The following is a 13,289-nucleotide window of genomic DNA, read 5'->3' on the forward strand; positions in this document are numbered from 1 at the left end:
CTACTTGTTGTGAAAAATGGGCACTTGACGTCTGCTCGCGGGTAGGCGCGGGTCAGCGCGAACGAGCGCGGGTCAGCGCGGCGCGGGGATCTCCTCTTCCGCCGGATGCTTACCCGTGACCTGGAAGATCACCCGCCGGGCAACCTCGACGGCGTGGTCGGCGAACCGCTCGTAGAAGCGGCCCAGCAGGGTCACGTCGACCGCTGCGGCCACCCCGTGCTTCCACTCGCGATCCATCAGCACGGTGAACAGATGGCGGTGCAGGTCGTCCATCGCATCGTCTTCTTCGCCGATCCGGGCCGCCTTCTCCGGGTCGCGGGTGACCAGCACCTCCTGGGCACTGTTACCGAGTTCGACTGCGAGACGCCCCATTTCGGCGAAGTAACCGTTCACCTCTTCAGGCAGGGCGTGCTGGGGGTGGCGGCGACGAGCGATCTTGGCAACGTGCAGTGCGAGCGCGCCCATGCGATCAACATCAGCGACGATCTGGATTGAGCCCACGATCGCGCGGAGGTCCCCGGCGACCGGCGCCTGCAGCGCGAGCAGCACAAACGCCGCCTCCTCGGCGCGCGCGCTCATCGCGGCGATCTGTTCGTGGTCGGTGATGACCTGTTCGGCCAGCACCAGATCGGCCTGCAACAGGGCCTGAGTCGCGCGCTCCATCGCTGCGCCGGCCAGTCCGCACATCTCGCCTAGCTGACTGGTCAGGGCATCCAACTGCTCGTGGTACGCGGTACGCATGGCTCCAGCCTACGGGCTTTGCTGCCCGAACGGCATGAGGCGAGCGGTGAACGACCGGTGAACGCCGACCGCCCAAACGCGGTGATGAGGACCGCTACTCGCAGGTCGTGTCGGCGGCGTTGGTGACCGCGAGATCCTCGGGGAGCTGCGTCGGAGTGCTATGGATCCCGCGCACGACCTGCACCTGGACCGGCGACCCGCTCGGCGATGGCGCGTTCACCGTGTAGAAGTCGCTGCCCAAGACCACGCGCACGGTGTCGCCCATGCCCGAGACCCGCTCGATCATCGGGCTGGCGAAGGAGGAGGCCACCGTCGCGGCCGCCTCCTCATTGCCCGGCGAGAAGAACACCGTCGTCGAGTCCAGGGGATCCGGGTAGTCGTCGGGGGTGGTGACGTTGAAACCGTGGGTCTGCAGTTCGCTGGCCGCGGTCGCGGCGAGGCCGGTCTCGCCGGTGGAGTTCGACACCTGAACCGTGATGTCGGCCGGATTCGTGGTGATCGCGTCGACCAATTCGCTCGACGGTGCGGAATCGTGGGTCGGTGCCGCCGACTCGGGCTGGGCGCTCATCGACTCTGGCGTGCCCGGCACCGGGGTGTTGTCGGCGTTCTTCTCCTCGGGCAGCGGATCGTCGTTGATGATCGCGTCGAAGATCGCGCGGGTGTCTTCCTCGCGCAGATGCTCGTTCCCGTACTCGTCCATGTAGCCGGTCGTCGGGACGGTCAGGAACGTGATCCGGCCCGCCGCGATGCCCTGAATCGACTGGCCGAGCCGGACCAGGTCCTTGGTGTCCATGTTGTCGACATAGCTGTCGTTGATGAACATGTTGACGACGTTGTTGAGCTTAGACAGTGAGAAGAACACTTCCTTGGAAATCATCTCGCGCATCAGCGAGGACAAGAACAGCTGCTGACGTTTGATTCGCCCGTAGTCGCCGTTGGTTTCGGTGGTCACCTGGCGGGCGCGAACGTACTGCAGCGCCGTGTGCCCGTCGACGATCTGGCGGCCGGCCTTCGGCAGCACCGTGCCGAGTTCGTAGTCCTCGAGCGGTGTGGTGCTACACACTTCAACGCCGCCGAGCGCGTCGACCATCTTGGAGAAGCCCGCGAAATCGACTGCCATGAAACGGTTTATCGACAGACCCGACATCTTCTGGATGACCTTCACCAGACACTTCGGGCCACCGACGGCGTACGCCGAGTTGAGCTTGTACTCCGTGTAGACCTCCTCGGCCCCGTACATCGGCGAATCCGGGTCGGTGATGGGTCCGTACGTGCGGGTCTTGGGATCCCACGGCTCGCATTTCATCGGTTCGATGGCGAGGTCACGCGGAAACGACACAGCCACAACGCGTTCCCGGTTCGCCGGGATGTTCACCAGCATCACGGTGTCCGACCGCGCGCCGGCGGCGTCCTCGGTGGTGCCCGCGCCCATGTCGCTGTTCTCGCCGATCCGGCTGTCGACGCCGACGATCAGGAAGTTCTCGTCACCGAACTGTGCGTTCGGGTCGAGGATGTCGCGGGAGTCCGGGTCGAGCGCGGAGATCCGGTTGAGCATGTTGTTCTTGGCGGACTGCCACTGCCATGCCCCGCCAGTCAGCGCGAGCGCGAGCACGGCGATCACGGCTGCGACCGCGCGCCCGGCGATGACCGCCCTGCGGCGACGGCGGCGCGGGTTCGAGCGCGTGCGGCGCGTGACCGAGTGCGCCGCGGGCACCCTGCTCGGGCGGCGCACCAGGGCCAGATCGGGCAGGTCCGGGTGGTCGTGCAGCACCGGCAGGATCTCGGTGTCGTTGTCGTCGGCCCCGGCTTCGGTTGGTGCGTCCGGTCCGGGCACCGCGTCGATGATCTCGGTGGGCGGCGATGGCGGGGCGGGAGGTTCAGGGCGTTCGGTGGGGGTCGGTGGTTCGGGTTCACGGCGCCGACGGCGCAATTCCGGCGGTACCGCGGTGTCGCCCGACAGCTTGGCGATCAGGTCGGCGACGGTGACGCCGTCGGTGTGGTTGCCGGTGGGCGCACCGTCGTCCGGGTCGTCGGCGTCGGCTGCGAACGGCTCTGACCTGTCAGGATGGGGGGAAACGCCGGTGCGCTCCCACGGCGCTGAACCCGCCGCCGGTCGCTGGCTTCGGGTGAGCCATTGGTTGTCCCCGCCGGTCGGGTCCCCGGGGCCAGGAGTGGCGTTGTCGCCGTCACTCATGTTCCTACCGGCCTCCGACTCGTATCGCGTGCAGCACAGGGGTGTGCGCCGGTGCCGCGCGCCGTTGCGTCGGCACCTGGGTGGCCCCGCGACGGGAGCTCATTACAGACGAGACTCATATCGTACTGAGACATCCTGAGAGATGTGATGTCGGAGTCGTCTCGGAAAAGAGACGACTGCGAGACGGCCGGGATGCGGGTCAGCCCCCGGAGTGCATGACCTCGGCGCCGGCGGGCACGGTGCAGTCGTCCGGATCGGTCAACCAGCCCTCCGGCAGAGCGACCGCGGCCGCGGAACCCTGGCGCCCCCGCGGTCCGGTCGCCGCGTCGGGAAACGGCACGGTGGCGTCGAGCCTGCCGAGCAGCGCCTCGAGCTCACCGAGGGATTTGACCAGCGCCAATGACCGTCGCAGCTCGGCGCCTGCGGGGAAGCCGTGCAGATACCAGGCGATGTGCTTGCGAATGTCGCGCATGCCCTTGTCCTCGCCGAAATGTGCGGACAGCAACTCGCCGTGCCGCAGGATGATCGACGCCACCTCCCCGAGCGTCGGGGGCGTGGGCGCCGGGCGTCCGGTGAAGGCCGCCGACAACTCGGCGAACAGCCACGGCCTGCCGAGGCAGCCACGACCGATCACCACGCCGTCGCACCCGGTCGCCGACATCATCGCCAGCGCGTCCGCGGCCTCGAAGATGTCGCCGTTGCCCAGCACGGGCACGTCGGTGACGTGTTGCTTGAGCGCCGCGATCTGCTCCCAGTCCGCCGTGCCGGAGTAGCGCTGGGCCGCCGTGCGGGCATGCAAGGCGACCGCCGCGGCGCCCTCCTCGGCGGCGATCCGGCCCGCATCCAGGTGAGTGCGGTGGGCGTCGTCGATGCCGATGCGGAACTTCACCGTCACGGGTATGTCGGTGTTTTCCGTCGCGGCAACCGCAGCCCCCACAATCTGCCCGAACAGCTTGCGCTTGAACGGCAGCGCCGCGCCGCCCCCGCGCCGGGTGACCTTGGGCACCGGGCAGCCGAAGTTCATGTCGATGTGGTCGGCCAGCCCCTCGTCGGCGATCATCCTCGCCGCGGCGTAGGTGTTCTGCGGATCGACCGAGTACAGCTGCAGTGACCGCGGGCTCTCATCGGGTGCGAACGTCACCATGTGCATGGTCGCGGGATGCCGTTCGACGAGGGCCCGCGCAGTGACCATCTCGCACACATACAGGCCGCTGACCGTGCCCGCCCTGGCCAACTCGAGTTCGCGGCACAGCGTGCGGAACGCCACGTTGGTCACACCGGCCATCGGGGCCAGTACGACGGGGCTGCGGAGTCGAAGCGGGCCGATCTGCAGTTCGCGCGTGTCGGCCAGGACCGTCATGACGCCGGTCACGTCGAGCTGGCGGCCAGGACCTTCTTCGCGGACAGCTTCTCGGCTTTGCGCGCCTCGCGCTCGAGGCGGCGCTGCTTGGACTCCTCGAACTTCTGCGAGGCGTCCTCCAGCTCCTCGACGAGCACACCGAGGTCGTCGCGCATCCGAGCGGCCTCACCGGTGAAGTCCTCGCGTTCGAAGATGCGCCACTTCTTCAACACCGGCATCACCACGTCATCGAGGTGGATGCGCGGGTCGTAGACGCCGCCCACCGCGATGATGACGGCCTTGCGGCGGAACTCCGGAACGGTATAGCCGGGCATCTTGAAGTTGCGCAGCACCCGGTGCAGCGAATGCATCGCCTGGTCCGGGGCGATTTCGAAGCCGGCCTCGCTGACGTCGCGATAAAAGATCATGTGCAGGTTCTCGTCGGCCGAGACACGGGCCAGCAGCTGGTCGGCGACGGACTCGTTGCACGCCTTGCCGGTGTTGCGGTGCGAGACACGGGTCGCCAGTTCCTGGAACGTGACGTAGATGACCGAATCGAAGAGGCTTTCGGCGAAGAGGTCGCCCTGCTGGTTCTGGCCGGGGGAGAAGCCGCGGGTGACCTGCTCGACGCGCAACTGTTCCAGCTGCACGGGGTCGACCGCGCGGGTGACGACGAGGTAGTCCCGCAGCGCGATGCCGTGGCGGTTCTCCTCGGCCGTCCAGCGATTCACCCACTGCCCCCAGGCGCCGTCCATGCCGAAGTTCATCGCGATCTCGCGGTGGTACGACGGCAGGTTGTCCTCGGTCAGCAGGTTCTGGATCATCGCGACCTGGGCGACCTCTGACAGCTGGGCCTGCTCGGGGTCCCAATCCTGACCGCCGAGCGCGTAATAGTTCTTTCCGTCCGACCACGGGATGTAGTCGTGGGGGTTCCAGTCCTTGCGCATCGACAGGTGCCGGTTGAGGTTCTTCTCAACCACGGGCTCGAGCTCATGCAGCAGGTGCAGGTCAGTCAGGTTCTCGTGCATCGGTCCTCAGTCCTTCTCGCGTGCATGGGTCGTTCGTCCTCCTCGCGTGCGGGAAGCCCCTCCAGTTATCTGTACCTGTTGGTTGCACTCAATATATCTGTGAACCCCGGTGACATTCAAGTTCCGTCAGGGGTGTCACGTACGCACCACCAGTCGCATCTGTGCGTTGTAGTATCCCGCCGGGCAACATCGACGCCCGGGCCGAAGCGTCACGAGTCTTGGAGGGCGGGCGTTGCTCAAGCCGCGGAACCTACTGGCCGCTGCGCTCGCCGCGGCGGCAGCCTCAGGTGTTGCGCTCGTCGGAGCGGGCGAGGCGACGGCCGTCCCCGACGTCGTCGACCGGACTTACAGCGACGCACAGAAGATCATCCAGCGGGCAGGCGGAAACGCCGTGATCGCGACGCGGGTGGGAAGCGGCGCCGACGAAGCCGAGTGCTTGGTGACGAACGCGTGGGACGCGGCGGTTCGGCGGCCGAACTCGCGTGGGCGCCCGGTCGCCAACTCCGATGTGATGGTGGCGCTGAACTGCAACGCGGCCGTGGCGGCTCCCGGTGCGCCGGGCAACTCGGCGATGAGCCCGGTCGGCCGCGACGCCAAGGCCGAGCAGCAACGCCAGGCGGCCAAGGCCGCGCGGGAAGCGGCCAGGCTGGAAGAGCAGGAGTTGGCCCGGGCGGAGACGCCGAACACCTGAACTTTTGCCACTTCGCAGCGGTGGCGGCATACACCCGCACGCAATAGACTTCCACCAGCTATGCACATGGCGGTCATCGCCCGGACATGCAGGTTGGCGGCATCGTGAAAAAGGTCATCTCGATCGCGTTCCTGTCGGCGACGAGTGCAGCCGCGGCATCGGCTGCCCTGTGCGGGGCGGGTATCGCCGCCGCCGCGCCCGATGTGGTCGGGATGAAATACTCCGATGCGCAGCAGCAGATCGAGGACAGCGGCGGGACGCCGGTGATCGCCACCAAGGTCGGTGACAAGCTCGATGAGGGCGAATGCATCGTGACGCATGCCTGGGACTCCTCGTTCCTGCGTATCGCCGAGCCCGACAGCGATGAGATTTCCGTCGCGCTGAACTGTGCCGGCGAATACGCCACGGCCACCCACCCGGGTGCCTCGGTCGGCAGTCCTGCTGGTCGACAGGCGAAGTCGGAGGCCGAAGAGGAAGCCGCAAAGCAGGAAGAACAGGAACTCGAGAACCCCGTCACGCCCGACGAGTAGCGTTCAGTAACTCGACACGCGGCCGAGCAACATCGCGACGCAGTGGTCGATGAACTGCTCCCGCGTGACGGCGAGCCTGCCGTTGAGATACGCGGTGAACAGCGCGGTCAGCGCCCCGATCAACCCGGTGGCGACCATGGCCGCCAGCGCGGGATCGGTGATGCGGGTGAGCTTTCGCTGCAGCAGTTCGATGAAGCTGGGCATCCACTCGGCGCCCGATCGGGTCAGCACCGGTTCACTGGCCGGCGCGAGCAGCAGCACCCTCCCCCGGGTCGGATCGTCAACCATCAGTTCCACGAACCGCTCGACGGCGTCGCGCGGAGTCTCGGCCGTCATCAAGGTCGACATCGCCCGCGCGCACACGTCGTCGTAGACCGCACGGACGAATTCATCGCGGTCGGTGAAGCTCTCGTAGAAGTAGCGCTCGGTCAGACCCGCGGCCCGGCACACAGCGCGGACAGTGAGGGAAGGGCCGTGCGCGCTGCCGAGAAGTTCGACGCCCGCGGCGATGAGTTCGTCGCGGCGCAACACCTGACGGTCTTGCAGCGGCACGCCGGACCATCGGCCCCGTCGTTGACCCGAAGGCACATCCCTCCTAAGCTCGGCGATGACAACGCCCGTAGTCAAAAATCTGCGATGGACCCGGACGGAAGTACATCAGTGACTCAAGATACGTCTGAGACGTGCCCGGTGACCAGCGTGTCCCCGATGGCGGCCGGCTGCCCGGTGACGTCTGGCGGCTACGACGCGCCGCCACTTCCGCTGGGTCCTGACTCGCTGACGTGGAGGTACTTCGGTCAGTGGACGGGACTGTTTCAGGGCACCTGGGCGGGCTCGATGCAGAACATGCATCCGCAGTTGGGTGCGGCGGTGCAGGAGCATTCGATCTTCTTCATGGAGCGGATTCCTCGGCTGCTGCGGTCGATCTATCCGATCGGCGGCGTGGTCTTCGACGGCGACCGGGCGCCGATGACCGGGGCTGAGGTGCGCGATTACCACATCGGGATCAAGGGCGTCGACGAGCAGGGTCGGCGATACAGCGCACTCAACCCCGACGTCTTCTACTGGGCGCACGCGACGTTCTTCAAGTCGACACTGCTGGCTGCCGAGAAGTTCGGCGGCGGGCTGACCGAGGACCAGAAACGTCAACTGTTCGACGAGCACATCACCTGGTATCGGATGTACGGGATGAGCATGCGACCGGTGCCGAAGACCTGGGAGGAATTCCAGGAGTACTGGGATCACATGTGCCACAACGTCTTGGAGAACAACTGGGCGGCGCGCGAGGTGATGGATCTGTCGACCATGCCCAAACACCCCTCGCTGGAATGGATTCCGGATCCGCTGTGGCGGCTGAACCTGAAGGTCATGCAGCACTTCCTGACGTTCATGACCGTGGCCCTGTACGACCCGCCCGTGCGCAAGCTGATGGGCTATACGTGGTCGCCCCGCCAGGAGTGGCTGCACCGGAGGTTTTGTGACGTAGTCACTTTCGCAAGCAAGGTGCTGCCCAAGCGCATGCTGATGCATCCGCGGAAGCGCTCTGCCTTTGATCGCGCGACCGGCCGCATCCCCGGGGACGCCCCACTGGCGCAGACTCCGGCGCGTAACCTGCCGCCGGTCGAGTATCGCGGTCAGCCGCAGTTCTACTGCCCGCAGGTCTGATCCGCGGCCGTCAGGCAGCCGGTGGAAAACCGAGTTCGCGTAACAATATTCGGACGCGCTGCTCGATCTCGTCTCGGATCGGGCGGACGTCGTGGACGGATCGGCCAGCCGGATCGGGCAATTCCCAGTTCTCGTAGCGTTTGCCGGGAAGCAGCGGGCAGGTGTCACCGCAGCCCATGGTGACAACGACGTCCGCCTCTCGAACCATGTCGTCGGTCCACTGCTTCGGTTGCGCGGACGCGATGTCGATGCCCTTCTCGGCCATCGCAGCGACTGCAGAGGGATTCACCTGATCAGCCGGCTCGGATCCGCCCGAGAATACCGAGATACGGTCGCCGCCAAGGAATTCAGCGAAACCCATTGCCATTTGCGAGCGGCCCGCGTTGTGAGTGCACAATAACAGCACGGTGGTCATCGGATCGCCACTGGTGTGATCTCTGCGAACCGTCGGCGTAGAAACAGGGAGACGTAGACGAGCCCGACGAGTACGGGCACCTCGATCAGCGGCCCGACGACGCCGGCGAGAGCCTGTCCGGAAGTCGCGCCGTACGTGGCAATGGCCACGGCGATGGCGAGTTCGAAGTTGTTGCCCGCGGCGGTGAACGCCAGCGTCGTGGTGCGCTCATATCCCATCCCGAGCAGCAAGCCGAGACCGTAGCCGCCCGCCCACATAATCGCGAAATAGGCGAGCAGCGGCAGGGCGATACGAACGACATCCAAGGGGCGGCTGATGATCTGATCTCCCTGCAACGCGAACAGGACGACGATCGTGAACAGCAGTCCGTAGAGCGCCCAAGGACCGATTCGGGGCAGGAATCTCGACTCATACCAGTCGCGTCCTTTGGCCCGCTCACCCAACCGACGCGACAGATAACCCGCCAGGAGCGGGACGCCCAAGAAGATCAGCACCGACTTCGCGATCTGCCAGGGCGACGTGTCGATGGTCGTCTGCTCGAGCCCCAGCCAGCCGGGCAGCACGGAAAGGTAGAACCAACCGAGAACCGCGAACATGAGGACTTGGAAGACCGAGTTGAGCGCTACCAGGACGGCGGCGGCCTCCCGGTCTCCACATGCGAGGTCGTTCCAGATGATCACCATCGCGATACAGCGCGCCAGGCCGACGATGATCAGGCCGGTGCGGTACTCGGGCAGATCCGGCAACAACAGCCAAGCCAACGCGAACATCAGCGCGGGACCGAGGAGCCAGTTGAGCACCAGAGAGCTGATGAGCAGCTTGCGGTCGGCCGTTACGGTGTCGAGCCGGTCGTAACGGACCTTCGCCAGCACCGGGTACATCATGATGAGCAGTCCGAGCGCGATCGGCACCGAGATACCGTCTACCTGAACATGATTGAGCACCCCGTTCACACCGGGTGCGAGCCGGCCGATGAGTAAACCCACGACCATCGCAATGCCGATCCAGACTGGAAGGAGACGGTCCAGTGGCGAGAGCCTCTCGACGACGTGCGTCTCGCGGACGAGGGGACCGCTCACTGTGGCGTTCCGACGGTTTCGTCGCTGTCGGCGACGCTCAGCACCGACGAGACGTTCCGTAGCGCCTCAGGGACCACCGAGTAATAGACCCACGACGCTCGGCGCTCGGAAGTCAGCAGTCCGGCCTCCTTGAGCACCTTGAGGTGGTGGGAGATCGTCGGTTGCGTGACGTCGAAATCGCGGGAGATGTCGCATACACATGCCTCTCCACCGGCGTGACTGGCGATCAAGCTGAGTAGCCGAAGTCGTACCGGGTCGGACAGGGCTTTGAGTTTGATCGCGACGTCGGCGGCGGCCACGACCGACAAAGGTTCCCGGACCACGGGTGCATATTCGCAGCCGGGCACCGCCGGTTTAGACATCCATCGATATTGACATCTATCGAAACCATCCGCAAACGAATGCCCGGCCGGTCCGCGCGGACCGTCAGCAGCAGGCAGCGTCGTCGGATGCTGCACCTCCACAGCAGATGATCTCCTCATCGCCATCGGCGCGCTGTGGGCTGGCGCCGAACGTGTCGGAGTCGGCGAGGACCGTGTAGATCTCCCACTTCTCGCCGGCCGGACCGGTGACCCACACCTTGTCCTGCTTGGCGAAGCAACAGGTGGTGCCGATTTCCTCGTCGGTGAAGAGGCCCTCGTCGGTCAGTCGGGCGATCTCGGCATGCACCGTGTCGCTGGACTCGACCTCGACGCCGAGGTGATTGATGGTGCCGCCCTTGCCGGGGTTCTGCAGCAGGACGAGTTTCAGTGGCGGCTCCGAGACGGCGAAGTTGGCGTAGCCCTCCTTGACCTTGGCGGGTGGGGTGTCGAACAACTTCGAGTAGAAGGCGACGGCCTCGTCGAGGTCGTCGACGTTGAGAGCGAGCTGGACGCGGGACATGATGCTTCCTCCATACCTGTGAGACATATATCGAAATAGCGCTGCATTCAGCATGGGCACCTTTTCGATATATGTCAATACTCTGTGGCAGGATGGTTGCATGCCCAAGGCACTACCAGTGATCGACATGTCCGCTCCGGTGTGCTGCGCGCCCGTGGCGGCCGGCCCGATAAGCGACGACGATGCGCTGCACGTCGCGCTGCGGCTCAAGGCCCTCGGCGATCCGGCTCGGGTCAAGATCATGTCGTATCTGTTCAGCTCGGCTTCCGGCGAAGAGAACAGCAGCGAGCTCGCCACTGTTCTGGGCTTGACCGAGTCGACGGTGAGTCACCACATCAGCCAGCTTCGGCGGGCTGGGCTCGTCGAGTCGGAGCGTCGGGGCATGAACGTCTACCACCGGGCGCACCGCGACGCCCTCGTTGCGCTGTGCGCTGTGCTGGATCCGACCTGTTGTACATAGCGCGGACCACGAACGCCGAGCGCACGGTTACGTACGCGAAACGCCGAGAAGGCGTGTACGTAAGTGTGCACTCGCGGCGGCGGTAACGCTGTGGTGCAACGTATGTGGTGCCCCCACTAGGACTCGAACCTAGGACCTGCGGATTAAAAGTCCGTAGCTCTACCAACTGAGCTATAGGGGCGCGAAGGACAGGATACTGGGTACCTCTGGTCCGCTCGTTTGAGGATTGGGGAGCCGGTACCCTAAGCTATCGAGGCTCCCAACGTCATCGCGTTGCGAGTACCCCGGAGAGATTCGGCTGGCCCCCTTCGTCTAGCGGCCTAGGACGCCGCCCTTTCAAGGCGGTAGCGCGGGTTCGAATCCCGTAGGGGGTACACGTGACGGCCCGTACGATGGGACGCACAGCAAGGCCCTGTGGCGCAGTTGGTTAGCGCGCCGCCCTGTCACGGCGGAGGTCGCGGGTTCAAGTCCCGTCAGGGTCGCCATTACGGCGAGGCATCTGGGGTTGTGCACGACCGGTGCCTTCCGGCCAGGTAGCTCAGTTGGTACGAGCGTCCGCCTGAAAAGCGGAAGGTCGCCGGTTCGATCCCGGCCCTGGCCACCGAACAAATAGCAATCCCTGGGCGGTTTGCCGTGCGCCCGACGAGTAGCCGTTGGTTATTGCATCGGAGACACCATGCCGACAAGTCGATCTCGCTTGGCTGTGCGCCCTAAGTCGTGATGGTTGAGCTGGCCGGCTTGGCCAGCTCGATCGGTCCGCGTTGCAGGAAGTTCGGCGGCGCCGGCTCCGCCCACTCTGCTTTGGTGGCCTCGAACAACCGGTCGATTTCGGCGATGTGCGCGTCGACCAGATCCCAGACGTCGGGCACCACCTCGCGGTCAACGACGACGCCGAAGTCCAACCTATCGAGATAACTCGTCACGGTGATGTTGAGGCCCAGCCCGTCGGTCACGATCGACAACGGGAACTGGTGACACAGCTTCGCCCCGGCGAAGTACAGCGGTTGACGGGGTCCCGGAACGTTGGAGATCACCACGTTGAACGGCGGGACCACGCGGTCGGCCAGCCGCAGCCGCGACACCAGCCGCACTGCGGCGGTGGCCAGAACCGGCGGAGAGTACTGGGTGAGGTCGACAAGCTCCGCGGCCGGCACCAACTCGTGCGTCCGCTTGGCACGCTGCATCGCATCCCGGCAGCGGGCCACGCGTTGCAGCGGATCGGCGGAGTCCGTCGGCAATTCGCAGACGAGGGCCGACACCCGGTTGGTCCACGGGTCGGCCTCGTCGCCCGTCCGGATCGAAACCGGAACCATGGCCCGGAGCGGACGGTCCGGCAGAGCGTCATGAGCCAGCAGATACTCCCGTAGTGCGCCGGTGCAGATCGCCATGACGATGTCGTTGACCGTGCCGCCGGTGGCAGCTTTGAGCCGCTTGACGTTCTCCAGCGACGCGGTGCGCATCGCGAAGCGCCGGTGCGGGGTGATCGGCTTGTTCCACGGCGTCCGAGGCGCAGATGTGGAGGGCAACGAGATCTGGGGTCGCTCATTGCTGCCCAATCGGGCAATGGCCTTGACCGCGCCCCCGACTGCCGCCGCTGCGCTGCTCAGGCCACGGATTCCGGCGGTATCGGCGAGCTGACGCACGATGCGAGCCTGGACCGACACTGCCTTGAACGGATTACCGGCCAAGTTCACCAGGGCCCGGCGCAACAGCTCGGAGTCGCCTGGAAGCGGCTCGGATTGCCATGGCGGGCTGGGTTCGGGCGCCGGTGCGTGGGGGTCGGTGTCGAGGAGGCTTTCCAGCAGCAACTGCCCAGAGGCGCCGTCGATGGTGGCGTGGTGGTACTTACTGAGCAGCGCCCAGCGTCCATCCGCCAGACCATCGATGACGTACGCCTCCCACAGCGGCCGGCTGCGATCCATTGGCCGCGCGACGATTCGGCACGCCTGGTCGGCCAGCTGATCGGCATAGCCCGGCCGCGCCAGCCGCAGCTCGCGGACGTGGAACTCGAGGTCGAAGTTGGGGTCGATGACCCAGTACGGACGGTCGAGCCCGAACGGGACCTCGACTAGGCGCCGTCGCAACGGTTCGAGCTCGCCGACCAGCGAGGCGAACTTGGTGTACACGGCGGCGTACGGGTCGAAGTCGGGGTCGGGCCGTTCGAAGATCGTCACGCTGGAGACGTGGCCGTAGGTCGTCGGCGTCTCCATGTGCAGAAAGCTGGCGTCCAAGCCGCTGAGCTGCTTCATTAGTAGTCCCCCTAGT

12 protein-coding genes, 4 tRNA genes and 1 pseudogene are annotated in these 13,289 nt (G+C 65.8%); 7 read left to right on the plus strand and 10 right to left on the minus strand.

The annotated features are described in order from the left end of the window. Positions 1-72: 72 nt before the first annotated feature. The 4 genes from phoU to AU185_RS21280 form a co-directional block, all read right to left on the minus strand. Positions 73-741: a phosphate signaling complex protein PhoU gene (gene phoU / locus AU185_RS21265; protein WP_059098304.1), complete on the minus strand. Its 669-nt coding sequence runs from the start codon at positions 739-741 to the stop codon at positions 73-75. A gap of 94 nt (positions 742-835) precedes the next feature. After that, positions 836-2,935 carry an LCP family protein gene (locus AU185_RS21270; RefSeq protein ID WP_059098303.1) on the minus strand — a complete coding sequence of 700 codons (2,100 nt, stop codon included), beginning with the start codon at positions 2,933-2,935 and terminating at the stop codon, positions 836-838. A 199-nt stretch (positions 2,936-3,134) separates the two neighbouring features. Beyond that, a complete protein-coding gene (dusB, locus tag AU185_RS21275; RefSeq protein ID WP_059098472.1) occupies positions 3,135-4,295 on the minus strand; it encodes a tRNA dihydrouridine synthase DusB in 1,161 nt (386 codons plus the stop codon). An 8-nt stretch (positions 4,296-4,303) separates the two neighbouring features. After that, positions 4,304-5,302, minus strand: coding sequence for an acyl-ACP desaturase (locus AU185_RS21280; protein WP_059098302.1), 999 nt, complete (start codon positions 5,300-5,302; stop codon positions 4,304-4,306). Positions 5,303-5,534: 232 nt separating this feature from the next. On the opposite strand from AU185_RS21280, the gene AU185_RS21285 reads away from it, so the two are divergent. Both AU185_RS21285 and AU185_RS21290 read left to right on the plus strand, forming a co-directional pair. Then, complete coding sequence (locus AU185_RS21285; protein WP_231740241.1) at positions 5,535-5,993, plus strand: PASTA domain-containing protein; 459 nt, start codon at positions 5,535-5,537, stop codon at positions 5,991-5,993. Between the two features lie 86 nt (positions 5,994-6,079). Then, positions 6,080-6,523 (plus strand): PASTA domain-containing protein, encoded by a 444-nt coding sequence (locus AU185_RS21290; RefSeq protein ID WP_059098301.1) that lies wholly within the window; start codon positions 6,080-6,082, stop codon positions 6,521-6,523. Between the two features lie 3 nt (positions 6,524-6,526). Here the strand turns inward: AU185_RS21290 and AU185_RS21295 are convergent, their stop codons facing one another. Continuing rightward, on the minus strand, positions 6,527-7,111 hold the full coding sequence (locus AU185_RS21295) for a TetR/AcrR family transcriptional regulator (protein ID WP_059098300.1): 585 nt from the start codon (positions 7,109-7,111) through the stop codon (positions 6,527-6,529). Between the two features lie 120 nt (positions 7,112-7,231). On the opposite strand from AU185_RS21295, the gene AU185_RS21300 reads away from it, so the two are divergent. After that, a complete protein-coding gene (locus AU185_RS21300; protein WP_502687998.1) occupies positions 7,232-8,188 on the plus strand; it encodes an oxygenase MpaB family protein in 957 nt (318 codons plus the stop codon). 10 nt (positions 8,189-8,198) lie between these two features. On the opposite strand, the pseudogene arsB reads toward AU185_RS21300, so the two are convergent. The 3 genes and pseudogenes from arsB to AU185_RS21320 form a co-directional block, all read right to left on the minus strand. Beyond that, positions 8,199-9,682 (minus strand): annotated as a pseudogene (arsB, locus tag AU185_RS21310) (ACR3 family arsenite efflux transporter). After that, positions 9,679-10,044 carry an ArsR/SmtB family transcription factor gene (locus tag AU185_RS21315; RefSeq protein WP_059098296.1) on the minus strand — a complete coding sequence of 122 codons (366 nt, stop codon included), beginning with the start codon at positions 10,042-10,044 and terminating at the stop codon, positions 9,679-9,681. Before AU185_RS21315 ends, arsB begins: the two are co-directional and overlap by 4 nt. A gap of 64 nt (positions 10,045-10,108) precedes the next feature. Continuing rightward, complete coding sequence (locus tag AU185_RS21320) at positions 10,109-10,564, minus strand: ArsI/CadI family heavy metal resistance metalloenzyme (protein WP_059098295.1); 456 nt, start codon at positions 10,562-10,564, stop codon at positions 10,109-10,111. Positions 10,565-10,664: 100 nt separating this feature from the next. Between AU185_RS21320 and AU185_RS21325 the strand changes: the two genes are divergently transcribed. After that, positions 10,665-11,024, plus strand: coding sequence for an Rv2640c family ArsR-like transcriptional regulator (locus AU185_RS21325; protein WP_059098294.1), 360 nt, complete (start codon positions 10,665-10,667; stop codon positions 11,022-11,024). 105 nt (positions 11,025-11,129) lie between these two features. On the opposite strand, the gene AU185_RS21330 is transcribed toward AU185_RS21325, so the two are convergent. Then, positions 11,130-11,205 (minus strand) — tRNA-Lys (locus AU185_RS21330). Positions 11,206-11,325: 120 nt separating this feature from the next. On the opposite strand from AU185_RS21330, the gene AU185_RS21335 reads away from it, so the two are divergent. The 3 genes from AU185_RS21335 (at position 11,326) to AU185_RS21345 (ending at position 11,625) form a co-directional block, all read left to right on the plus strand. Then, positions 11,326-11,398 (plus strand) — tRNA-Glu (locus AU185_RS21335). Between the two features lie 34 nt (positions 11,399-11,432). Continuing rightward, a tRNA-Asp gene (locus AU185_RS21340) sits at positions 11,433-11,509 on the plus strand. Between the two features lie 42 nt (positions 11,510-11,551). Next, positions 11,552-11,625, plus strand: a tRNA-Phe gene (locus AU185_RS21345). 109 nt (positions 11,626-11,734) lie between these two features. Here AU185_RS21345 and AU185_RS21350 read toward each other — a convergent pair. Continuing rightward, the gene (locus AU185_RS21350) at positions 11,735-13,273 is read right to left on the minus strand and encodes a WS/DGAT/MGAT family O-acyltransferase (RefSeq protein WP_059098293.1); all 1,539 of its coding nucleotides are present in this window, start codon (positions 13,271-13,273) and stop codon (positions 11,735-11,737) included. Positions 13,274-13,289: the final 16 nt, after the last annotated feature.

The organism is Mycobacterium sp. GA-0227b (assembly GCF_001499855.1).
In the GTDB taxonomy this organism is placed as follows: domain Bacteria; phylum Actinomycetota; class Actinomycetes; order Mycobacteriales; family Mycobacteriaceae; genus Mycobacterium.